The organism is Nonomuraea wenchangensis (assembly GCF_900111685.1).
GTDB lineage: Bacteria > Actinomycetota > Actinomycetes > Streptosporangiales > Streptosporangiaceae > Nonomuraea > Nonomuraea wenchangensis.
The window spans coordinates 681,147-701,890 of record NZ_FOHX01000005.1 but is presented as its reverse complement, the minus strand read 5'-3'; the positions used below and the strand labels follow the sequence as shown (position 1 = coordinate 701,890).

At 72.4% G+C, this 20,744-nt stretch carries 20 protein-coding genes; 6 read left to right on the top strand and 14 right to left on the bottom strand.

Annotation, left to right across the window (positions count from 1 at the left end; all coding sequences use genetic code 11):
- On the top strand, positions 1-196 hold a 196-nt coding region (locus BMW85_RS50385), incomplete at its 5' end, for a hypothetical protein (RefSeq protein WP_218155835.1).
- Between the two features lie 284 nt (positions 197-480).
- On the opposite strand, the gene BMW85_RS19125 is transcribed toward BMW85_RS50385, so the two are convergent.
- Positions 481-981, bottom strand: coding sequence for a MarR family winged helix-turn-helix transcriptional regulator (locus BMW85_RS19125; RefSeq protein WP_218155834.1), 501 nt, complete (start codon positions 979-981; stop codon positions 481-483).
- On the opposite strand from BMW85_RS19125, the gene BMW85_RS19120 reads away from it, so the two are divergent.
- Together BMW85_RS19120 and BMW85_RS19115 are read left to right on the top strand one after the other, a co-directional pair.
- The gene (locus BMW85_RS19120) at positions 980-1,486 is read left to right on the top strand and encodes a PPOX class F420-dependent oxidoreductase (protein WP_245774908.1); all 507 of its coding nucleotides are present in this window, start codon (positions 980-982) and stop codon (positions 1,484-1,486) included. The two genes, BMW85_RS19125 and BMW85_RS19120, sit on opposite strands and share 2 nt — an antisense overlap.
- A 478-nt stretch (positions 1,487-1,964) precedes the next feature.
- Positions 1,965-3,410: a glycosyltransferase family 39 protein gene (locus tag BMW85_RS19115; RefSeq protein ID WP_245774907.1), complete on the top strand. Its 1,446-nt coding sequence runs from the start codon at positions 1,965-1,967 to the stop codon at positions 3,408-3,410.
- A 78-nt stretch (positions 3,411-3,488) separates the two neighbouring features.
- Here the strand turns inward: BMW85_RS19115 and tyrS are convergent, their stop codons facing one another.
- Positions 3,489-4,754: a tyrosine--tRNA ligase gene (gene tyrS, locus BMW85_RS19110; RefSeq protein ID WP_091082850.1), complete on the bottom strand. Its 1,266-nt coding sequence runs from the start codon at positions 4,752-4,754 to the stop codon at positions 3,489-3,491.
- Positions 4,755-4,903: 149 nt separating this feature from the next.
- On the opposite strand from tyrS, the gene BMW85_RS19105 reads away from it, so the two are divergent.
- The gene (locus tag BMW85_RS19105; RefSeq protein ID WP_218155833.1) at positions 4,904-5,248 is read left to right on the top strand and encodes a PH domain-containing protein; all 345 of its coding nucleotides are present in this window, start codon (positions 4,904-4,906) and stop codon (positions 5,246-5,248) included.
- Here BMW85_RS19105 and BMW85_RS19100 read toward each other — a convergent pair.
- The 8 genes from BMW85_RS19100 to argC all read right to left on the bottom strand — a co-directional run bounded on the left by BMW85_RS19100 (position 5,188) and on the right by argC (position 13,094).
- On the bottom strand, positions 5,188-5,880 hold the full coding sequence (locus BMW85_RS19100; protein WP_091082844.1) for a DNA-3-methyladenine glycosylase: 693 nt from the start codon (positions 5,878-5,880) through the stop codon (positions 5,188-5,190). The genes BMW85_RS19105 and BMW85_RS19100 overlap by 61 nt on opposite strands.
- On the bottom strand, positions 5,862-7,283 hold the full coding sequence (gene argH, locus BMW85_RS19095) for an argininosuccinate lyase (RefSeq protein ID WP_091083002.1): 1,422 nt from the start codon (positions 7,281-7,283) through the stop codon (positions 5,862-5,864). Before argH ends, BMW85_RS19100 begins: the two co-directional genes overlap by 19 nt.
- Before the next feature lie 87 nt (positions 7,284-7,370).
- The gene (locus BMW85_RS19090) at positions 7,371-7,877 is read right to left on the bottom strand and encodes an arginine repressor (protein WP_091082841.1); all 507 of its coding nucleotides are present in this window, start codon (positions 7,875-7,877) and stop codon (positions 7,371-7,373) included.
- A complete protein-coding gene (gene argF, locus BMW85_RS19085) occupies positions 7,874-8,821 on the bottom strand; it encodes an ornithine carbamoyltransferase (protein ID WP_091082839.1) in 948 nt (315 codons plus the stop codon). The genes BMW85_RS19090 and argF overlap by 4 nt, the downstream gene beginning before the upstream one ends.
- Positions 8,818-9,984, bottom strand: a complete 1,167-nt coding sequence (locus BMW85_RS19080) for an acetylornithine transaminase (RefSeq protein WP_091082837.1) — start codon at positions 9,982-9,984, stop codon at positions 8,818-8,820. Before BMW85_RS19080 ends, argF begins: the two co-directional genes overlap by 4 nt.
- Positions 9,984-10,856, bottom strand: a complete 873-nt coding sequence (gene argB / locus BMW85_RS19075; RefSeq protein ID WP_091082834.1) for an acetylglutamate kinase — start codon at positions 10,854-10,856, stop codon at positions 9,984-9,986. The genes BMW85_RS19080 and argB overlap by 1 nt, the downstream gene beginning before the upstream one ends.
- Positions 10,853-12,004, bottom strand: a complete 1,152-nt coding sequence (gene argJ / locus BMW85_RS19070) for a bifunctional glutamate N-acetyltransferase/amino-acid acetyltransferase ArgJ (RefSeq protein WP_091082832.1) — start codon at positions 12,002-12,004, stop codon at positions 10,853-10,855. The genes argB and argJ overlap by 4 nt, the downstream gene beginning before the upstream one ends.
- Positions 12,005-12,071: 67 nt before the next feature.
- Positions 12,072-13,094, bottom strand: coding sequence for an N-acetyl-gamma-glutamyl-phosphate reductase (gene argC / locus BMW85_RS19065; RefSeq protein ID WP_091082829.1), 1,023 nt, complete (start codon positions 13,092-13,094; stop codon positions 12,072-12,074).
- Between the two features lie 139 nt (positions 13,095-13,233).
- Between argC and BMW85_RS19060 the strand changes: the two genes are divergently transcribed.
- Complete coding sequence (locus tag BMW85_RS19060; RefSeq protein ID WP_245774906.1) at positions 13,234-13,776, top strand: hypothetical protein; 543 nt, start codon at positions 13,234-13,236, stop codon at positions 13,774-13,776.
- 49 nt (positions 13,777-13,825) lie between these two features.
- Here the strand turns inward: BMW85_RS19060 and BMW85_RS19055 are convergent, their stop codons facing one another.
- From BMW85_RS19055 to BMW85_RS19040, 4 genes are all read right to left on the bottom strand, one after another.
- Positions 13,826-15,910: a bifunctional aldolase/short-chain dehydrogenase gene (locus tag BMW85_RS19055; protein ID WP_091082823.1), complete on the bottom strand. Its 2,085-nt coding sequence runs from the start codon at positions 15,908-15,910 to the stop codon at positions 13,826-13,828.
- A gap of 6 nt (positions 15,911-15,916) precedes the next feature.
- A complete protein-coding gene (rhaI, locus tag BMW85_RS19050) occupies positions 15,917-17,068 on the bottom strand; it encodes an L-rhamnose isomerase (RefSeq protein WP_091082820.1) in 1,152 nt (383 codons plus the stop codon).
- 10 nt (positions 17,069-17,078) lie between these two features.
- On the bottom strand, positions 17,079-17,396 hold the full coding sequence (locus BMW85_RS19045) for an L-rhamnose mutarotase (protein WP_091082819.1): 318 nt from the start codon (positions 17,394-17,396) through the stop codon (positions 17,079-17,081).
- 67 nt (positions 17,397-17,463) lie between these two features.
- A complete protein-coding gene (locus BMW85_RS19040) occupies positions 17,464-19,419 on the bottom strand; it encodes a beta-galactosidase (protein WP_091082816.1) in 1,956 nt (651 codons plus the stop codon).
- 322 nt (positions 19,420-19,741) lie between these two features.
- Here BMW85_RS19040 and BMW85_RS19035 point away from each other — a divergent pair, with 322 nt between their 5' ends.
- Entirely contained in the window at positions 19,742-20,743 is a 1,002-nt protein-coding gene (locus BMW85_RS19035) for a LacI family DNA-binding transcriptional regulator (protein ID WP_091082810.1), read from the top strand.
- The last annotated feature ends 1 nt before the right edge of the window (position 20,744 follow it).

Sequence of the window (20,744 nt, the reverse complement as noted above, 5' to 3'; positions counted from 1 at the left end):
AAGCAAGAATCCGTCAAAAATGACGGGGTCATACATGTGTGATGCACATGCACTGGCTTTTAACACACTGTTGAGTTCTCAAGAAACGGACGCGAACTTCATCGGCCAGATCCGTTCGGATCTTGCTTCGGAGGCGCTATCTCGTCTCCGCAATCCTAGCAGTTCGTCCGATTTCGTGTCAAATCCGGAGACTTGACGACAATAGAGGCGAACTGTCTAGTATTGCGCACCCCGTTTCCGGGGCAACCCTCTCAACTTACCGTGACATCCACCGCTTGTCGAATCAACCGGTTTTTCGGCTGCTTCGGCGCGCCCTGGAGGTCTCGGAGCAAGAGCATGCCGTAGCAGCTCTGCCGAGTGGCTCGTCATTCAAGGGGCTTGCCCGGGGCCCGTCCGCCTGGTCGGCGTCCGGCTCACTCCCGCGGCGAGGTCAAACATTAAGTGGCGATTCGCGACTCGTCAAATCGCGGGACGAGGCGGTCACAGGCCCGCTGCGGCGCGGCCGATGGCGGCACCGCAGCGCTCCAGGAGTTTCCGCAGCTGGGCGCGTTCCTCTGGGGTGAACTCGTCAGCTAGGGCGCGCTCGATCCGCACGGCGCGCGCGTCCGCCGTCGCGAGCGCGGCGTGGCCGGCCTCCGTGAGGCGGGTCTCCAGGACGTTGCGGTGCCAAGGGTGGGGTGAACGCTCGACGAGGCCGCGCTCTTCCAGGTTCTTGAGTACGACGGTCATCGCCTGCGGGGTCACCAGGCAGGTACGTGCGAGCGCCGCGCCTGAGATGCCGGGATTGTCGGCGAGCGCGAACAGGGCCGCGTACTGGGGAACCGTCAGGCCGGCCGGGCGTACGGCGAGTTGCTTGGCGGCGATCAGAGCTTGCTCGGCCCGCTTGATGTCCATGCCGAGCCGTTCGTCCGGGGGCAGCCCCTCGGCCGGCTCCTCGGCCTGTTGTTGTCCGGCAGGTCGCTCGTCTCTGTGTGACGCCATGCAGGCGATCGTACAAGCACGGATGGCTGTTCTAGGTTTGATAGTCATCAAGATTTTGATAATGTGCCGTCGCCCGGAAGCGACGACGGAGAGGATGGATGAGATGGGTGGAGAGAAGCGGGCGGTAGTTCCTGAGAGTCATCTCGATCTGCTGGAGCGGCCGTTGTTCGCGCATCTGGCGACCGTCGGGGACGGCCTGCCCAATGTGAATCCGGTGTGGACGGTGTGGGACGGGGAGTTCCTGCGCTTCACCACGACGACGGACCGGCGCAAGCATCGCAACGTGGTGGAGGATCCGCGGGTGGCGGTCTCGATCAACGATCCCGAGCGGCCCTACCGGTATCTGGAGGTCCGTGGCGTGGTCGAGCGGATCGAGCCGGATCCGGCGGGTGACTTCTTTGATGTCCTGGCCAGGCGGTACGGGCTGGAGTACGAGCGGCCGGTCGGTGATGCCGAGCGGCGGGTGGTGATCGTCGTGAGGCCGACGCACGCCACCAGCCAGTAGGCGGGCCGGCGCCAGTGTCGGCGTCGGCGTCGGCGTCGGCGTCGGCGAGGGCCGCGCGGACGCGCGACCCGGCGGCGCGTCCGCGGTCCGGGCTGCGGCGTCCGCCGTCTGGGCGGCGCTTGATCGGTCCGGACCGTCCGTGTTCGGTCCGTGGGGTGGGCTGGCCTTACGGCAGACGCGGAGTCCGGGGCGTCACCTTGGCCTTCCCGCGGCGGACGCGAGGTTCGGGGGTCACGCCGGACTTCCCTGCGTGACACGAGGCGGGAGGCGCGCCCGCCTTCCCGGCGGATGCGGAAGCGGCGGTTTGGTTCTTGGTGAGGGGCGGCGGGGCCCGATCGGGCGGTGAGAGTGGAGCGGGTTGCCGCCTCCCGCACGTCGCCTTCGTCCACCAGGGGGCGCAGGCCCGTCGGGATCGCAGGCCGTACCCGGGTCTGCGGGACCGGCGATCAGCCCGGGCGGGGCCGCGTATCCTGCCCCGGTGACCACTGCCGCCACCCTCGCACCCCCGGCCCGCCACGTCTCGGCCCCCCGCGCGTGGAGCCCCTGGTGGATGGCGCTGCTCGCCGCCGCCGTGGCGTTCTCGGGCACGGGCTCCGCCACGCTGAACGGCGACGAGCTCGCCACGCTCAGCGCCGCCCGGCGTTCGCTCGCGGGCATGTGGGAGCTGGCGCTCAACATCGACGGTCATTTCCTGCCGTACTACCTGTTCATGCACTTCTGGACGATGGCCGGCACCGCGGAGCTGTGGCTGCGGCTGCCGTCGGCGCTGGCGATCGGGGTGGTGGCCTGGCTGGTGACGGATCTGGGCCGGCGGCTGCACTCGGTCCGGGCGGGGGTGTTCGCGGCGGCGATCTTCGCGGTTCTGCCGTCCGTCTCCTATTTCGGGGCTTTCGCCAGGTCGTACGCGTTCGCGGCGGCCGCCGCGGTGCTGTCCTTCTGGGCGCTGCACCGGGCGCTCGAACGGCCGGCGGCGGCCAGGCGGTGGGTGCTGTACGGGGTGGCGGTCGCGCTGGTGTGCTCGACGCACCTGTTCGCGGTCCTCGTGCTCCCCGCGCAGCTCGCGCTGGCCCGGCGCGGGGCCGTGGTGCGCATGCTGGGCGCGCTCGCGGTGGGCGGTCTCCCGGCCGTGGCGCTGGGGCTGATCGGGTTCGGGGAGCGGCACGCGATCAGCTGGATCCCGCAGCGCGGGCCGGAGGTGTGGCTGAAGTTCCCGAAGATGGCGGCGGGGACGAACGCGTTCGGGGTGGTGCTGTTCGCGGTCGCGGTGGCCGGGGCCGTCCACCTGTACGTCCGGCGGGGCGAGCGGCCGTGGGCCCTGGCGCTGGCGGGGTGGCTGGTGCTGCCGCCGCTGCTCCTGCTCGCGGTCTCGCACCTGGTGACGCCGGTGTACGTGGACCGCTACCTGTTCGTGACCGCGCCCGCGCTGGCGCTGCTCGCGGGCCTGGCGGTGGCGGCGATCCCCCGGTTCGCGGTGGCGGCGGGGGTGGCGGTCGTCGTGCTCGGGTGCGCGCTGTCGTTCCCCGACCATGTGGACGTCCGGGAGGAGAACGGGCGCTTCGAGAACATCCCGTGGGCGTTGCGGGTGATCAGGGCCGAGCGGGACGACGCGATCGTGTACGGCCAGAGCCAGCTCCGCACCGGCTTCGACTACTACGCCGACTCGCTCATGCCGGTGGACGTGCTCCGCTCCGGGGACGAGCCCTCCCCCACCGGGTTCGGCTATCCCGAGCGGGCGGACGTGGCGGCGGCGCTCGACGGCCGTGAGCGGGTGTGGGTGGTCTGGCGCGGCAGCAAGCAGTCGGGGCTGGAGGGGGACGCCGTGCCGCGGGTGGCGGAGGTCGAGCGGGCGGGGTTCGAGCTGAAACTGGCCAAGCACTCGGCCGAGCTGCCGGGGCTCACCGTGGCGTTGTTCACCCGGCGATAGCTACGCCCCAGCCGAGGGCACACGAAAGCGGGCCCCTCTGGAGATGTAGGAGCCCGCTTTGCCCGCCGTCGTCGCGGCTCAGCCGACCTCGACGCCGCCGATCGACTTCTTGCCGCGCCGCAGCACCATGAACCGCCCGTGCAGCAGGTCCTCGGCACCCGGCACGTACGACTCGTCAGTGATCTTGACGTTGTTGAGGTAGGCCCCGCCCTCCTTGACCGCCCGCCGGGCCGCCGACTTGGACTCGACCAGCCCGCTGTCGGCCAGCAGGTCGACGAAGGTCGCCCCGAGCTCGGGCACCACGGCCTTCGGCACCTCGGCCAGCGCCGCGCCGAGGGTGGAGGCGGGCAGCTCCTCCAGCGTGCCCTGGCCGAACAGCGCCTTGGAGGCGGCCACGACGGCGTCCAGCTCCTGCTTGCCGTGCAGCAGCTCGGTGAGCTCCTCGGCCAGCGCCCGCTGCGCCTCGCGGGCGAAGGGCCGCTCGGCGACGGCCTTCTCCAGCGCCTCGATCTCCTCGCGGCCACGGAACGTGAACACCTTGAGGTAGTGGATCACGTCGCGGTCGTCGGAGTTGAGGAAGTACTGGTAGAAGGCGTACGGCGAGGTCATCTCGGGGTCGAGCCAGAGCGCGCCGCCGGCGGTCTTGCCGAACTTGGTGCCGTCGGACTTGGTGATCAGCGGCAGGGTCATGGCGTGCACGTGGGCGCCTTCGATGCGGCGTACGAGGTCGACGCCCGCGGTGATGTTGCCCCACTGGTCGCTGCCGCCGATCTGCAGCGCGCAGCCGTAGCGGCGGTGGAGCTCCAGGTAGTCGTTGGCCTGGAGGATCTGGTAGCTGAACTCGGTGTAGCTGAGCCCTTCGCCGGCCAGCCGGGCCGAGACGGACTCGCGGGCCAGCATGCGGTTGACCGGGAAGTGCTTGCCGATGTCGCGCAGGAAGCCGATCGCGCTCATCTCGCCGGTCCAGTCGAGGTTGCTCACCATGAGGGCGGCGTTGGACGGGGCGTCGAAGTCGAGGAAGCGGCCGACCTGACCGCGCAGGCGCTCGACCCACTCCGCCACGGTCTCGGTCGCGTTGAGCGAGCGCTCGCTGTTGCGCCCGCTCGGGTCGCCGATGAGGCCGGTGGCGCCGCCGACCAGGCCGATGGGCCGGTGCCCGGCGAGCTGCAGCCGGCGCAGGGTGAGCAGCGGCACGAAATGACCGACGTGCAGGGAGGGGGCGGTGGGGTCGAACCCGGCGTAGACCGTGATCGGACCCTCGGCCATGGACGCGCGCAGGGCGTCGAGGTCGGTGGACTGCGCGATCAGGCCCCGCCAGGCGAGGTCATCGAGAATGTCGGTCACGGTGCGGGCTTTCCAGGAGAGTGAGACGGGTCGGATGAGTACAGCGTGCCCGATCGGCCGGGTAGCCCGCCACTTGGATACGCTCTGTGCCCATGTGGAGGGTCCGTCGCGAGCTGGCCGTTTTCAAGATCTTAGGGGCTCTCGCATGTGTGGGTCTCGCCGTCTACTGGTGGATCGACGGCGATCATGGCGGCGTGTTCCTGGCCGTCCCGGGGGCGGTGGTCCTCGGCGCCATGGGGCTGCGGGACCTGCTGGTCCCGGAGCGGCTGGCGGCCGACGAGAGCGGGATCACGGTGGTGCACGGGTTCGCGGGACACCGGCACGTGCCCTGGGACGAGATCCGGGACGTCACGGTGGACGTACGCAGGCGCTGGGGACTGCGCAGCGAGATGCTGGAGGTCGACACCGGCGACCACCTGCACCTCTTCAGTCCTCACGAGCTCGGCGCCTCTCCGACGGAGGTGGCGGCGGCGCTGCGCCGGCGCGGCACGTGAGCCCGGTACGGCGACACGGTAGGGTCGCCGTCGATCCAGAACCGCCACGGCACCTCCTTCGCCGTGGAGATCCCGGTGCGCGGCCCGGCCTTGACCAGCCCTGGTGCGGGCGGCCGGCCTTCGAGGACGGCGGCCGACTCGTGGGGCCGCCCGGCGGGTGAGCCCTCCAGCACGGCGTCGAGGCCGTTGTGCTCGCGGGCCAGGCCGAGGGCGACGGCGAGCCGCGCGGGGCCGCGGGCGAGGTCGCGGTCGGGCGGCGGTTTGCCGCGCGAGGAGCGTCGGGCGCGGGCGGTGTCCACGCCGTCCAGCACCTCGCCGGCCCGCAGCAGCACCGCGGAGCCCGAGCCCTCGGGCAGGCAGACGAGGTTGGTGCAGAAGTGCATGCCGTAGGTGAAGTACACGTACAGGTGACCGGGTGGGCCGAACATGACCGCGTTGCGTGGCGTCCTGCCGCGGTAGGTGTGCGCGGCGGGGTCCTCGCCGGGGCCGCCGTACGCCTCGACCTCGGTGAGGCGCACGGCGACGGGGCCGTGCACGAGGACGCGCCCGAGCAGGTCGGGCGCGACCTCGTGGGAGGGCCGGTCGAAGAAGCTCCGCGGCAGCGGCGCGCGGCTCAGCTCTGCGCCGCCCATGCCGCCTGCGCGTCGACCGCCTCGCGCAGCGCGACGAGCTGGTCGCGTACGCGGTCGGGGGCGGTGCCGCCGTGCGCCTTGCGGGCGGCGAGCGCGCCGGGCACGCTGAGCACGTCGCGCACGTCGGGGGTGAGGTGCGACGAGACCTTGAGCAGCTCGTCGTCGCTGAGCTCGCCGAGGTCCTTGTCGTTGACCTGGCACCACACGACCAGGTGGCCGACCGCCTCGTGCGCCTCGCGGAACGGCACGCCGCGCCGCACCAGCAGCTCGGCCAGGTCGGTGGCGAGCGCGAACCCGTCGGGGGCCGAGGCTTCCATGCGGGCGGTGTTGACCCGCATCGTGGCGACCAGCCCGGCCATGGCGGGCAGGACCAGCAGCAGGGTGTCGACGGCGTCGAACACCGGCTCCTTGTCCTCCTGCAGGTCGCGGTTGTAGGTCAGCGGCAGGCCCTTGAGCGTGGTCAGCAGCGACATGAGGTTGCCGATGAGCCGGCCGGACTTGCCGCGGGCCAGCTCGGCCACGTCGGGGTTCTTCTTCTGCGGCATGATCGACGAGCCGGTGGAGTAGGCGTCGTCCATCTCGATCCAGCGGAACTCCTGCGAGGCCCACAGGACGATCTCCTCGCCCAGCCGCGACAGGTGCACGCCGATCATGGCCGCGTCGAACAGGAACTCGGCGGCGAAGTCGCGGTCGGCGACGGCGTCCATCGAGTTGGGCGCGGCGGCGGCGAAGCCCAGCTCCTCGGCCACGGCCTGCGGGTCGAGCGGCAGCGACGAGCCGGCGAGCGCGCCGGAGCCGAGCGGCGAGACGGCGGCCCGCTTGTCCCAGTCGGTGAGCCGGTCGACGTCGCGGGCGAAGGCGTGCACGTGCGCCAGGAGCTGGTGGCCGAACGACACGGGCTGCGCGTGCTGCAGGTGGGTCATGCCGGGCGCGGCGGTCTCGGCGTGCTGCTCGGCCTGGGCCATGAGCGCCGTCTCCAGCTCGACCACCCGGGAGACGACCATGCGGACGTGGTCGCGGAGGTAGAGGCGCAGGTCGGTGGCGATCTGGTCGTTGCGCGAGCGGCCGGCGCGCAGCTTGCCGCCGAGCGAGCCGAGCCGTTCCAGCAGGCCGCGCTCCAGCGCGGTGTGCACGTCCTCGTCGGCCACCGTCGGCCGGAACTCGCCTTCCTTGCAGGCGCGGTCCAGGTCGTCGAGGGCGCCGATCATGCGCCCGAGCTCATCGTCGCTCAGCAGCCCCGCTCTGTGCAGCACCCGCGCGTGCGCCCTGGACGCCGCCAGGTCGTACGGCACGAGCCGCCAGTCGAAGTGCACGCTCACCGACAGGCGGGCCAGCGCGTCGGACGGGCCGCTCTCGAAGCGTCCGCCCCACAGCCGCATCGGCTTGCCTTCACTCACCGTCATCTCCTTCGTGTCCCCCGCGACCATAGTGCACGTCGGCCCCCGTTCGCGTCACGGGCGGCGCGATCTTCAGCGGGGCGTCTTCCGTTTTCAGCCGCGCCGGTCGGCGACCTTCAGCAGCGCCTCGGCGACCGCCTGCCCGCCCTGCGGGTCGCGGGTGATGACGAGGATCGTGTCGTCGCCCGCGACGGTGCCGAGGATGGACTCCCAGTCGGCGTGGTCGATGGCGGAGGACATGAACTGCGCCGCGCCGGGAGGCGTCTTCACGACGACCAGGTTGGCCGAGGCCTCGGCGCTGACCAGCAGCTCCTCCGCGACGCGCTGGAGGCGGGCGGAGGGGGGCTCGCCGGCGCCGACCCGGGCGACCGGGATGCGGGCGCCGCCCTCCCCGGGCAGCGCGTAGATCAGCGAGCCGTCCTCGGCGCGCAGCTTGAGCGCGCCGAGCTCGTCCAGGTCGCGTGAGAGCGTGGCCTGGGTGACCTCGACGCCGCTGTCGGCGAGCAGTTTGGCGAGCTCCGGCTGGGAGCGCACCACCTGCCGCCGCAGCAGGTCGGTGATCCGCGCCTGCCGGGCCGCCTTGGTCATCGGGATGGTCACGGTCTGGTCACCAGCCAGTGGAGCAGCGCCTTCTGGGCGTGCAGGCGGTTCTCGGCCTGGTCCCACACGACGCTGCGCGAGCCTTCGAGCACGTCCTCGGTGATCTCGTAGCCGCGGTAGGCGGGCAGGCAGTGCAGCACGATCGCCTCGGGGGCGGCGCGCGCGACGAGCGCGGCGTCGACCTGGTAAGGCATGAGTGCGGCCACCCGCTCCTCCTTGCCGCTCTGCCCCATCGACACCCACGTGTCGGTGGCGAGCACGTGGGCGCCCTCGGCGGCGGCGGCCGGGTCGGCGACGACGCTCACCGAGCCGCCGGTCCCTTCGGCGATCGCGGCGGCGCGGTCGAGCACGGCCTGGTCGGGCAGATAGCCGTCGGGGGCCGCGACGCGTACGTGCATGCCGGCGGTGGCGCCGCCCAGCAGGTAGGAGTGGGCCATGTTGTTGGCGCCGTCGCCGGTGTAGGCGAGCGTCACGCCGGCGGTGCGGCCGAGGTGCTCGCGTACGGTCTGCAGGTCGGCGAGGATCTGGCAGGGGTGGTAGGCGTCGGTGAGCGCGTTGACGACCGGGACGCGGGCGTGGGCGGCCATCTCCTCGATGAGCTCCTGGCCGTTGGTGCGCCAGACGATGGCGGCGACCTGCCGGTCGAGCACGCGGGCGAGGTCCTTGGCCGGCTCGCCGCGGCCCATGAGCGCGGTGACGTTGTCCACGACGAGCGGCAGGCCGCCAAGCTCGCCGATGCCGGTGTGGAAGGAGACGCGGGTGCGCGCCGAGGGCTTGTCGAACAGGACGGCGACGCTGCGCGGGCCCTCGAAGGGGCGGTAGCCGAAGCGGTCCTTCTTCATGGCCTCGGCCAGGTCGAGCACCTCCGCCTGCTCGGCGGGCGAGAGGTCGTCGTCCTTGAGGAAGTGCCGGATCCGCGCGGGGCCCGGGCTCTGACTGCTCACTTCGCCGCCTCTTCCATGATCGCGGGGAACGCCGTCACGAAGGCGTCCACCTCTTCTGCCGTCACCACCAGCGGGGGCGCGATGCGCACCGCGTCCGGCTGGAGCGCGTTGACCAGGAACCCGGCCTTCGCCGCCGCCTCCTGGAAGCGCGCCGAGCGCGGCTCGCGCAGCACGACGGCCAGCCACAGGCCGCGCCCGCGCACGCCCTTCAGCAGCGGGTGGCGTACCGGCTCCAGGCCGGCGCGCAGCCGGGCGGAGACCTCGCGCACGTGGGCGAGGTCGACGTGGTCGAGCACCGCCAGCGCGGCGGCGCAGGAGACCGGGTTGCCGCCGAAGGTCGAGCCGTGGTCGCCCTTGCCGAACAGCCCGCCGATCTCGCCGAAGCCGACGCACGCGCCGATCGGCAGGCCGCCGCCGAGCCCCTTGGCCAGGGTGAGGATGTCGGGGGTGACGCCGTCGGCCTGGTGGGCGAACCAGTGCCCGGTGCGGCCGATGGCCGACTGGATCTCGTCGGCGACCAGCAGCGCGCCGGTGGAGTCGCAGATCTCGCGGGCCGCCTGGAAGTAGCCGTCCGGGGGCGGGACCACGCCGGCCTCGCCCTGCGTGGGCTCCAGGAAGACCGCGATGCAGTCGCCGGTCACGGCCTCCTTGAGCGCGTCGGCGTCGCCGTAGGGGACGAAGCGCACGTCCACGGGGAACGGGCCGAACGGCTCGCGGATGGCCGCCTTGCCGGTGAGCGACAGCGCGCCGATGGTGCGGCCGTGGAAGCCGTTCTCTGCGGCGACGAAGTAGGAGCGGCCCTCGCGGCGGCCGTACTTGAGCGCCAGCTTGTAAGCCGCCTCGTTGGCCTCCGTGCCGGAGTTGGCGAAGAAGACCCGCGCGGGGGCGTTGAGCAGGGCGCGCAGCCGCTCGGCGAGCAGCACCTCGGGCTCGTGCAGGAACAGGTTGCTGGTGTGCGCGATGGTGGAGACCTGCCGGGTGACGGCCTCGACCAGTGCGGGGTGGGCATGGCCGAGCGAGCTGGTGGCGATGCCGGCGATGAAGTCGAGGTATTCCCTGCCCTCGACGTCCCAGACGCGGCTGCCCTCGCCGCGGGCCAGGGCGATCGGCGGGACGCCGTAGTTGGGCATGAAGGCGTCTTCGAACCTCTCGAACAGGCTCATCAGGGCATCACCATCGTTCCGATTCCTTCATTGGTGAAGATCTCCAGCAGCAGCGAGTGCGGCACCCGGCCGTCGAGCACGTGGGCGCGCGGCACCCCGCCCTGTACGGCCGTCAGGCACGCCTCCATCTTGGGCACCATGCCGCTGGACAGCTTGGGCATGAGGGCCTCCAGCTCGTCGGCCGCGAGCTGGTCGATCACGTCGGTGTCGTCGGGCCAGTTGGCGTACAGGCCCTCGACGTCGGTGAGCACGATCAGCTTCTGCGCCTGGAGCGCGACGGCCAGCGCGGCGGCGGCGGTGTCGGCGTTGACGTTGTAGACCTCGCCGTCGTCGCCGCGGGCGACGCTGGAGATCACGGGGATGCGGCCGTCGGCGATGAGGGCGCGGACCGCTCCCGGGTCGACCTTGATGATCTCGCCGACCTGGCCGATGTCGACGAGCTCGCCGTCCACCACGGCGTGCTTGCGCACGGCGGTGAACAGGTGGGCGTCCTCGCCCGACATGCCGACCGCGAACGGGCCGTGCCGGTTGACCAGGCCGACGATGTCGCGGTTGACCTGGCCGACCAGGACCATCCGCACCACCTGCATGGCCTCGGGCGTGGTGACCCGCAGGCCGGCGGTGAAGGTGGAGGCGATGCCGAGCCGGTCGAGCGCGCTGCTGATCTGGGGGCCGCCGCCGTGCACGACGACCGGGCGCAGGCCGGCGTGCTGGAGGAAGACGACGTCCTCGGCGAAGCCGGCCTTCAGGCCCTCGTCGGTCATGGCGTTGCCGCCGTACTTGATGACGACGGTCGCGCCGTGGAAGCGGGTGAGCCAGGGCAGCGCCTCGATCAGCGTGCCCGCCTTCGTCTCGGCCGCGCTGCGCCTCATGAGCTGTACGCCGAGTTCTCGTGGACGTAGTCCGCGGTCAGGTCGGTCGTGTGGACGGTCGCGGTGTGCGGTCCCGCCGACAGGTCGACGGTGATCGTGACGTCCCTCGGGCGCATGTCCACCTTGGAGCGGTCGTCGCCGACCGCGCCGCCGCGGCAGATCCAGATGCCGTTGATGGCGACGTTGAGCCGGTCGGGCTCGAAGACGGCGTCGGTGGTGCCGACGGCGGCGAGCACGCGGCCCCAGTTGGGGTCCTCGCCGTGGACGGCGCACTTGAGCAGGTTGGAGCGGGCGACCGCGCGGCCGACCGTGACGGCGTCGGACTCGGAGGCGGCGCCGACGACCTCGATGGCGATGGCCTTGGAGGCGCCCTCGGCGTCCACGAGGAGCTGGCGGGCCAGGTCGGCGCAGACCTCGTAGACCTTCTGCTCGAACTCGGCGAGGTCGGGCTTCACGCCGGCGGCGCCACTGGCCAGCAGCAGCACGGTGTCGTTGGTGGACATGCAGCCGTCGGTGTCGAGCCGGTCGAAGGTGCGGGAGGTGGCCTTGCGCAGCGCGGCGTCGAGCTCGTCGCTGGTGAGGTCGGCGTCGGTGGTGATCACGCAGAGCATGGTGGCGAGTGCGGGGGCGAGCATGCCCGCGCCTTTGGCCATGCCGCCCACCATGTAGCCGGCGGCCCGCTTGAAGGAGATCTTGCTGACCGTGTCGGTGGTGCGGATGGCGTCGGCGGCGGCCAGGCCGCCGTCGCGGGAGAGCTGGCCCGCGGCGGTCTCGACGCCGGACAGCAGCTCGTCCATGGGCAGCCGCTCGCCGATGAGGCCGGTGGAGCAGACGGCGACCTCGCCGGCGGAGTCCTCCAGCGCCTTGGCGACCTTTTCGGCGGTGGCGTGGGTGTCCTGGAAGCCCTCGGGGCCCGTGCAGGCGTTGGCGCCGCCGGAGTTGAGCACCACGGCCCGCAGCCGGCCGCCCGCGAGGACCTGCTGCGACCACAGGACGGGGGCGGCCTTGACGCGGTTGGCGGTGAAGACGCCGGCGGCGGCGCGGCTGGGCCCGTCGTTGACGACCAGGGCGAGGTCGCGGGCGCCGCCGGGCTTGATGCCCGCGGCGACGCCGGCCGCTCTGAAACCGAGTGGAGCAGTAACGCTCATACGGCCGCCTCCGGCCGGAGAGAGAGCGTCATACGCCCGTGCTCATCGGTTCGTTCGCTGCGCTCTCTCACGGTGCGACTCCTGTCAGGGGAAGGCCGAGCTCTTCCGGCAGGCCGAGGGCGAGGTTGACGCTCTGGATCGCGCCCCCGGCGGTGCCCTTGGTGAGGTTGTCGATGGCGATGACGGCGACCACGCGGCCGGCGCGCTCGTCGAGCGTCACCTGCAGGGCGGCGGTGTTGGCGCCGTAGGTCATGGAGGTGGCCGGCCAGACGCCGTCGGGCAGCAGGTGGACGAACGGCTCGTCCTTCAGCGCCACCTCGTACGCCGCCCGCAGCGCCTGCCGGGTGAGGCCGGGCGCGGCGGGGGCGGTGCAGGTGGCGAGGATGCCGCGGCTCATGGGGGCCAGCGTGGGGGTGAAGGAGACGCGTACCGGCGTGCCGGCGGCGGCCGACAGGCCCTGCTCCATCTCGGGGGTGTGGCGGTGGAGGCCGCCCACGCCGTACGCGCTGACCGAGCCCATGACCTCGCTGCCGAGCAGGTGCGCCTTCGGGGCCTTGCCCGCGCCGCTGGTGCCGCTGGCGGCGACCACGACGACGTCGGGACCGGCCAGGCCGGCGGCGAAGGCGGGGAAGAGCGCGAGCAGGACGGAGGTCGGGTAGCAGCCGGGCACCGCGACGCGCCGCGCGCCGCGCAGCGCCTCGCGCTGTCCCGGCAGCTCGGGCAGGCCGTAGGGCCAGGTGCCCGCGTGCTCGCCGCCGTAGAACTCCTGCCAGGCGGCGGGGTCGGCGAGCCGGTGGTCGGCGCCGCAGTCGACGACCACGGTGTCCTCCCCGAGCTGGGAGGCGACGGCGGCCGAGTGGCCGTGCGGCAGGGCCAGGAAGACGACGTCGTGGCCGGCGAGCGCGGCGGCGGTGGTCTCCTGGATGACCCGGTCGGCGAGCTGCGGCAGGTGGGGCTGGTGGGCGCCGAGGCGGGTGCCGGCGCTGGAGGCGGCGGTCAGCGCGCCGATCTCGAACTCGGGATGTCCGAGCAGGAGGCGCAGCAGCTCTCCGCCCGCGTAGCCGCTGGCTCCCGCTATCGCCGCTCTCATTCGCGCCCCTCCTGCATATTCATGCATCATAGCTCATGACCTTGCTGTGAGAATGATGCACGTCATGGCGGGGATGCGCAAGCCGCCCTTCCCAGCCGGATGCAGGTGAACACCAAGTGGCGGCCTGAACGATGAGCCTATGAGCGATTTCTTGTCCGATGTGCCCTTCGTCACACCGCAGCCGGGGCCGGGGCGGGATCCCGGGCGGTGGGGCCGCGCCGTGCTCGTGCTGCTCTGGCTGGCGATCTGCCTGCTGCCGATGTGGCTCGCCGTCGGCGACCTGCAAGTCGCGACCGGACGCGTCGGCACGCCGGGGACGCTGCGCGTGATCTCGTGCGAGGACCTGGGCGAGGGCCGCTACGACTGCGACGGGCAGTTCACGCCGGACGGCGGGGGCGCGCCGGTGCCGGTGGACGCCTCGCCCGACTCCTCGGCGGGCGACGTGCTGCGGGCGCAGCTCACGCCCGAGGGCGACCGGGCGGCCCCGGCGGGGACGAAGGGGGTGCTGGCGGCGCTGGCGCTGCCGTCGGTCGGGTTCGGCGGGCTGGGCTTCCTGCCGTACGTGATCATGTACTGGGCCGGGGCGCGGCGCGGGCGGCGGGCCGCCGTGGTCGGCGGATGGCTGGTCACGGCGGCCGGCACCGTGGGGATGCTGGTCGGGGTGGTCGCGGCCTACGCCTGAGAAGCCGGGGTCCCCCGCCGGTCCTTTGACCGGCGGGGGACCCGCGAGCTCAGCGCAGGAACGCGGCGGCCACGCCCGCGTCCACCGGCACGTGCAGGCCGGTGGTGTGGGAGAGGTCGCTCGCGGCCAGCACGAAGACGGCCGCGGCGACGTGCTCCGGCAGCACCTCGCGCTTGAGCAGGGTGCGCTGGGCGTAGAACTCGCCGAGCCGCTCCTCCTCCACGCCGTACACCTTGGCCCGGTTGGCGCCCCAGCCGGAGGCGAAGATGCCGGAGCCGCGGACCACGCCGTCGGGGTTGACGCCGTTGACGCGGATGCCGTGACCGCCCAGCTCGGCCGCGAGCAGCCGCACCTGGTGGGCCTGGTCGGCCTTGGCCGCGCCGTAGGCGACGTTGTTCGGGCCGGCGAAGACGGCGTTCTTGGAGGAGATGTAGACGATGTCGCCGCCCATCGCCTGGTCGATCATGACCCTGGCGGTCTCCCGCGCGACCAGGAACGAGCCGCGCGCCATGACGTCGTGCTGCAGGTCCCAGTCGGCCAGGCTGGTCTCCAGCAGCGAGCGCGACAGCGACAGCCCGGCGTTGTTGACCACCAGGTCCACACCGCCGAAGGCGAGCACCGCGGCCCGTACGGCGGCGGCGACCTGCTCCTCGGAGGTGACGTCCACGCCGACGGCCACGGCCGCGTCGGAGGGCCGGTAGGCGTGCGCGCCGATCTCGGCGGCCACCTTCTCGGCCGCGCCCAGGTCGCGGTCGGCGACCACGACGCAGGCGCCCTCGGCGGCGAGGCGGCGGGCGGTGGCCGCGCCGATGCCCGAGCCGCCGCCCGTGACCAGCGCCACCCGCGTGGCGAGCGGCTTCGGCTTCGGCAGGCGGCGGAGCTTGGCCTCCTCCAGCTCCCAGTACTCGATGCGGAACTTCTCCGACTCGGGGATCGGGGCGTAGGAGGAGACGGACTCGGCGCCGCGCATGACGTTGATGGCGTTGACGTAGAACTCGCCGGCCACGCGGGCGGTCTGCTTGTCCTTGCCGAAGGAGAACATGCCGACGCCCGGCACCAGCACGATCGCCGGGTCCGCGCCGCGCATCGGCGGCGAGCCCGGCTCGGCGTGCCGCTCGTAGTAGGCGGTGTAGTCGGCGCGGTAGGCGGCGTGCAGCTCGCGCAGCCGCTCGGCCGCCCGCTCCAGGGACGCGTCCGGCGGCAGGTCCAGCACCAGCGGCGCGACCTTGGTCCGCAGGAAGTGGTCGGGGCAGGACGTGCCGAGCGCGGCCAGGCGCGGGTGCTCGGCGCGGGAGACGAAGTCCAGCACCTCGGGCGTGTCGGTGTAGTGGCCGACCACGCGCACGTCGGTGGAGGCCAGGCCGCGCACGATCGGGAACAGCGCGGCGGCGCGCGCGTGCCGCTCGGCCTCCGGCAGCGGCTCGTGCACGACCGGGCCGAACGGGTCGGGGCGGCCGTGCTCGGCGAGGTACGCCTCCGCCGTGCGGATGATCTCCAGGGAGCGGCTCTCGCACTCCTCGGAGGTCTCGCCCCAGGCGGTGATGCCGTGGCCGCCGAGGACACAGCCGATGGCCTGCGGGCTGGAGGTCCTGATCGCGGCGATGTCCAGGCCGAGCTGGAAGCCGGGCCGCCGCCAGGGCACCCACACGACGCGCTCGCCGAAGATCCGCCGGGTCAGCTCCTCGCCGTCGGCGGCGGTGGCGACGGCGATGCCCGCGTCCGGGTGCAGGTGGTCGACGTGGCCGGCCTCGACCAGGCCGTGCATGGCGGTGTCGATGGACGGCGCGGCGCCGCCCCTGCCGTGCAGGCAGTAGTCGAAGGCGGCGACCATCTCGTCCTCGCGCTCGACGCCCGGGTAGACGTCCTTGAGCGCGCGCAGCCGGTCCAGGCGCAGCACCGCGAGGCCGGACTCCTTGAGCGTGCCGAGGTCGCCGCCGGAGCCCTTGACCCACAGCAGCTCGACGTCCTCGCCGGTGACCGGGTCGGGCGCGAGGCCCTTGGCTGAGGTGTTGCCGCCGGCGAAGTTGGTGTTGCGCGGGTCGGCTCCGAGGCGGTGCGAGCGTTCCAGCAGCTCGTTCACGACGTCGGCGTTCGCGACGTCGGCGTTCTCGGTGGGCGTGTTCTTGTCAGGCATGTCTCGTCAGGCTCCCCAGCCCGCCTGCTGACCGCCGACGCGCTCGGCGGCGATCTTCTCGAAGTAGCCGGACCCGGCGTAGGCGGCCATCGGGTCGGGCGCGAGGCCCATCTCCTCGCGCAGCTCCGCGAGCAGCGGGCGCACGTCGGTGTTGTACGCGTCCATGAGGACGGCGTTCGCGCCGAGCACGTCGCCGGCGGCCTGCGCGGCGGCGAGGGCGTCGCGGTCCACGAGCAGCGCCTTGGCGGTGGCCTCCTGGACGTTCATGACCGAGCGGATCTGGCCCGGGATCTTGGGCTCGATGTTGTGGCACTGGTCGAGCATGAACGCGACCTCGTCGGTGAGCCCGCCGCCCCTGATGACCTCGTACATGATGCGGAAGAGCTGGAACGGGTCGGCCGCGCCGACCATCAGGTCGTCGTCGGCGTAGAAGCGGGAGTTGAAGTCGAACCCGCCGAGTCTGCCCTCACGCAGCAGGAAGGCGACGATGAACTCGATGTTGGTGCCCGGCGCGTGGTGGCCGGTATCCACGACGACCTGCGCCTTCGGGCCGAGCTTGACGCAGTGGGCGTAGGCGGTGCCCCAGTCGGGCACGTCGGTGGCGTAGAAGGCGGGCTCGAACAGTTTGTACTCCAGCAGGAAGCGCTGGCCCTCGCCGAGCCGGTCGTAGACCTCGGCCAGCGACTCGGCCAGGCGGTCCTGGCGGGCGCGCAGGTCGTCCTGGCCGGGGTAGTTGATGCCGTCGGAGAACCACAGCTTGAGCGTGTCCGAGCCGGTGGCGTCCATGATGTCGACGCATTCGAGCAGGTGGTCGGTGGCCTTGCGGCGGACCGCCGGGTCCGGGTTGGTGACGCTGCCCAGCTTGTAGTCGTCGTCCTGGAAGACGTTGGAGTTGATGGCGCCGATGCCGACGCCCAGCTCGCGGGCGTGGCGGGCGAGGTCGGCGTAGTCGGCCACCTTGTCCCACGGGATGTGCAGGGCCACGGTGGGCGCGATGCCGGTGCAGGCGTGGACCTGGGCGGCGTCGGCGAGCTTCTCGTACGGATCGCGCGGCACGCCCTGCTGCGCGAAGACCTTGAAGCGGGTGCCGCTGTTGCCGTACGCCCAGGACGGCGTCTCGATGCGCTGCGCGCGCAGCGCGGCCTTGATGTCAGTCATAGCTCCCCGATCAATCCAGGTGGAACACTTCGGTCAGCGGCGTCATGCCCTCGTCGGGACGCCCGTCGAGGTCGGCGAAGAACGGCGCCATCTCGGCCTGCCAGCGGGCGTTGACCTCGGTCTCGGCCATGGCCTTCTTGGCGGCCTCGAAGTCGTCGGTCTCCAGGTAGCCCACGAGCAGGCCGTCGTCGCGGAGGAAGAGCGAGTAGTTGTGCCAGCCGGTGCGTGACAGCGCCTCTCGCATCTCCGGCCAGACCTCCCGGTGGCGTTCGCGGTATTCCGCCAGCCGCTCCGGGCGGACTCTCAGGAGGAAGCAGACCCGTTGCACTGACACTCACTCCCTTCAAAACGTTTTAATCCCTCGCGCAGGAAACTATGATTCCCGCTCCACGCTGTCAATGCGTCCCCTGCTCCCCGCCCGGGACCTCGGGCAGGATCAGCACGTCGCCGGCGGGCACGGTGGCCCGGGCCCCCGCCGGCGTCGTCACCTCGGCGTCCGCGCCCGTGTGGTTGATCGCGAACAGGAACGCGCGGCCGTCAGGATGAGCCCGGCGCACCACCTCCACGCCCGGCGGGGCCGTGGCGGCCGGGCGCACGCCGGCCTCGGCGCAGACCGCCGCGAGTACGCGGGCCAGCGCGGCGTCGTCCAGGCGGGTGGTCAGGTAGTGGGCCGCGCCGCCGCCCTGCTCGTGGCGGGTCCAGGCCGGCTCGCCCGTCGCGTACGCGTCCAGCACCTTGGCCCCGTTGACGTGGGCCAGCTCGCTCCAGACCGTCCCGGTGCCGCCGGACTCCAGCGCGATCGGCCCCTCCAGGGGGAAGAACTCCTCGACGCTCACCCCCAGCAGCTCCCGCCAGGCGCCCGGGTAGCCGCCGAGGCGGACCCGGTCGTGCTCGTCCACGATCCCGCTGTACGGCCCCACCAGCGTCACGCCGCCCGCCCGGGTGAAGTCCGCCAGGCCGGCCGCCCCCGCGTCGCTCACCAGGTAGAGCATGGGGACCAGGACCAGCCGGTAGCCGCTCAGGTCCCCCTCGGGGTGGGCCAGGTCGCAGGTGATCCCGGCCCGCCACAGCGCGGCGTGCCAGCGTTTGGCCTCCTCGGCCGGGTCCAGCTCGGAGCTCGGCTGGGCGGGGTGGTCCTGCGCCCAGACGCTCGCGTGGTCGAGCAGGATCGCGACGTCGGCCGTCACCCGGCTGCCCGGCACGCCGTCCAGTCCGGCGAGCTCGGTCCCGAGCGCCTTGACCTCGCGGAAGATCTTGGTGTCGGGGCCGGCGTGCGGCAGCATCGCCGAGTGCCACTTCTCGGCGCCGGCGCGGGAGGCCCGCCACTGGAAGAACATGATCGCGTCCGCGCCCCTGGCCAGGTGCTGCAGCGAGTTGCGGCGCAGCTCGCCGGGGGCCTTGGCCAGGTTGCGAGGCTGCCAGTTGACGGCGCTGGTGGAGTGCTCCATCAGCAGCCAGGGCCGGCCGCCGTTCAGCGAGCGGGCGTAGTCGGCGGCGAAGGCCAGGTCGATGTGCGGCTCGGCGCGCGCCCCGATCAGGTAGTGGTCGGTGGAGACCACGTCGACCTCGGCGGCGAAGGCCCAGCAGTCCATGTCCCAGTGGGCGCCGGCCATGAGGTTCGTGGTGACCGGGACGTCCGGGGTGACGGATCTCAGCAGGTCGCGTTCGGCGGTGTAGAGCTCCACCAGGGCGTCGGAGCTGAAACGGCGGAAGTCGAGCTGCTGGCCGGGGTTGGTGAAGCTGGGGGTGGCGCGGGGCGGGAGGATCTGCGTCCACTCGCCGTAGCGCTGGGACCAGAAGGCGGTGCCCCAGGCGTCGTTGAGCTCGTCGAGCGAGCTGTAGCGGGCGCGTAACCAGGCGCGGAAGGCGCCCGCCGAGGTGTCGCAGTAGCAGCGGGCGTTGTGGCAGCCGTACTCGTTGTGCACGTGCCAGAGGGCCAGCGCCGGATGGCCGGCGTAGCGGGTGGCGACCCGCTCGGCGATGCGCAGGGCCCGGTCGCGGTAGATCGGCGAGCTGGGGCAGAAGCCCTGCCTGCTGCCGTGGTGGAGGCGGCGGCCGTCGGCGTCGACCGGCAGCGCCTCGGGGTAGGAGGCGGCGAACCACGGCGGCGGCGAGGCGGTGGGGGTGGCGAGGCCCGCGCGGATGCCGTTCGCGGCCAGCAGGTCCATGGCGCGGTCGAGCCAGCCGAAGTCGAACACCCCCTCGGCGGGTTCCAGCAGGGACCAGGAGAAGATCCCGAGGCTGACCTGGTTGACGCCGGCCTCGCGCATGAGCGCGACGTCCTGCCGCCAGGTCTCCTCGGGCCACTGCTCGGGGTTCCAGTCGCCGCCGTAGGCGATGACATCCGGCATGAGCCCGCCTTTCGTCCTTGATGTTCACCGGGGATTAAAACGTTCCTGGGCATCGTGGCACAAGGGCGGGCGCGCCTCGCCCGGCTGTCGGTGCTGCTCGGCGGCCGGGAATTGGCCGTTTCCCGACCGAGCGGAGGGCGGCGGGCGCGGGCCGGATGGCGGCTGGGCCCAAGAACGATTCAATGCCGGCGTTCAATGGAGCAGCGAATTCCCCTATGGGTAGAACGTTTCACCAGCAGGGCGCGACCTCGGCGGGCGGTGCCGTCCGGCATCGGCGGCGCTGACTGGCGCCCTGCCTGTTAGTACGTTTTAATGAGGGTTCATGGCCATGGTCAGCATCAAGGACGTCGCCGCGCACGCCGGCGTCTCCCCCGGCACGGTCTCCAACGTCCTGAACCGGCCGGGCAAGGTCGCCCCCGCCACCAGGGAGCGCGTCGAGGCGGCCATCAGGGAGCTGGGGTTCGTCCGGCACGGCTCGGCCTCGACGCTGCGCGCCGGGCACAGCAGGACGATCGGCCTGAGCGTGATCGACATCGGCAACCCGTTCTTCACCGAGGTCGCCGCCGGCGTCGAGGACGTCGCCAGCGAGCTCGGCTACGCCGTGATCCTCGGCAACTCGGCGGGCTCGCCCGACAAGGAGGACCGCAACCTGCGGGTGCTGGCCGAGCACCGGGTGCGCGGCGTGCTGATCACCCCGTCGGGCGAGGATTCCGGCCGGCTCGACCGGCTGCGCGAGCACGGCATCAGCGTGGTGCTCGTGGACCATCCCGCGCACCGGCCCGACCAGTGCGCGGTCGCCGTGGACGACGTGGCCGGCGGCCGGGCCGCCGTGGCGCACCTGCTGGCCCGGGGCGCGCGCAGCGTCGTGTGCGTCACCGGCCCGCTGACCATCCGCCAGTGCGTGGAGCGCCGCGACGGCGCGCGGGCCGCGCTGCGCGGCGCCGGGCTCGACCCGGCGGAGCTGCGGGTCGTCGAGGCGGCCACGATGACCGCCCGCGCGGGCGAGAAGGCCGCCGCCGAGCTGCTGGCCGGCGCCCTGCCCGAGGCCGTCTTCTGCGCCAACGACCTGCTCGCGCTCGGCGTGCTGCGGGCGTTGCTGCGGGCAGGCGTGCGGGTGCCCGAGGACGTGGCGCTGATCGGTTATGACGACATCGACTTCGCCGCCGCCTCGACGGTGTCGCTGAGCTCGATGCGGCAGCCGACCTACCAGCTCGGGCGCATCGCCACCGAGCTGCTGCTGGACGAGTGCGACAACCCCGACACGCACGCGCACCAGCACATCATGTTCCAGCCCGAGCTGGTCGCGAGGGAGTCCACCCAGTGAG

Bases quoted from the DNA above. Each gene is read 5' to 3' on its own strand.
- BMW85_RS19120 (WP_245774908.1), top strand. From the start codon at position 980: ATGCAGGCGATCGTACAAGCACGGATGGCTGTTCTAGGTTTGATAGTC.
- BMW85_RS19125 (WP_218155834.1), bottom strand. From the start codon at position 981: ATGGCGTCACACAGAGACGAGCGACCTGCCGGACAACAACAGGCCGAG.
- BMW85_RS19100 (WP_091082844.1), bottom strand. From the start codon at position 5,880: ATGGGCGGCGCAGAGCTGAGCCGCGCGCCGCTGCCGCGGAGCTTCTTC.
- argH (WP_091083002.1), bottom strand. From the start codon at position 7,283: ATGACGGTGAGTGAAGGCAAGCCGATGCGGCTGTGGGGCGGACGCTTC.
- BMW85_RS19080 (WP_091082837.1), bottom strand. From the start codon at position 9,984: ATGAGCCTGTTCGAGAGGTTCGAAGACGCCTTCATGCCCAACTACGGC.
- argB (WP_091082834.1), bottom strand. From the start codon at position 10,856: ATGAGGCGCAGCGCGGCCGAGACGAAGGCGGGCACGCTGATCGAGGCG.
- argJ (WP_091082832.1), bottom strand. From the start codon at position 12,004: ATGAGCGTTACTGCTCCACTCGGTTTCAGAGCGGCCGGCGTCGCCGCG.
- argC (WP_091082829.1), bottom strand. From the start codon at position 13,094: ATGAGAGCGGCGATAGCGGGAGCCAGCGGCTACGCGGGCGGAGAGCTG.
- BMW85_RS19060 (WP_245774906.1), top strand. From the start codon at position 13,234: ATGAGCGATTTCTTGTCCGATGTGCCCTTCGTCACACCGCAGCCGGGG.
- BMW85_RS19055 (WP_091082823.1), bottom strand. From the start codon at position 15,910: ATGCCTGACAAGAACACGCCCACCGAGAACGCCGACGTCGCGAACGCC.
- rhaI (WP_091082820.1), bottom strand. From the start codon at position 17,068: ATGACTGACATCAAGGCCGCGCTGCGCGCGCAGCGCATCGAGACGCCG.
- BMW85_RS19040 (WP_091082816.1), bottom strand. From the start codon at position 19,419: ATGCCGGATGTCATCGCCTACGGCGGCGACTGGAACCCCGAGCAGTGG.
- BMW85_RS19035 (WP_091082810.1), top strand. From the start codon at position 19,742: ATGGCCATGGTCAGCATCAAGGACGTCGCCGCGCACGCCGGCGTCTCC.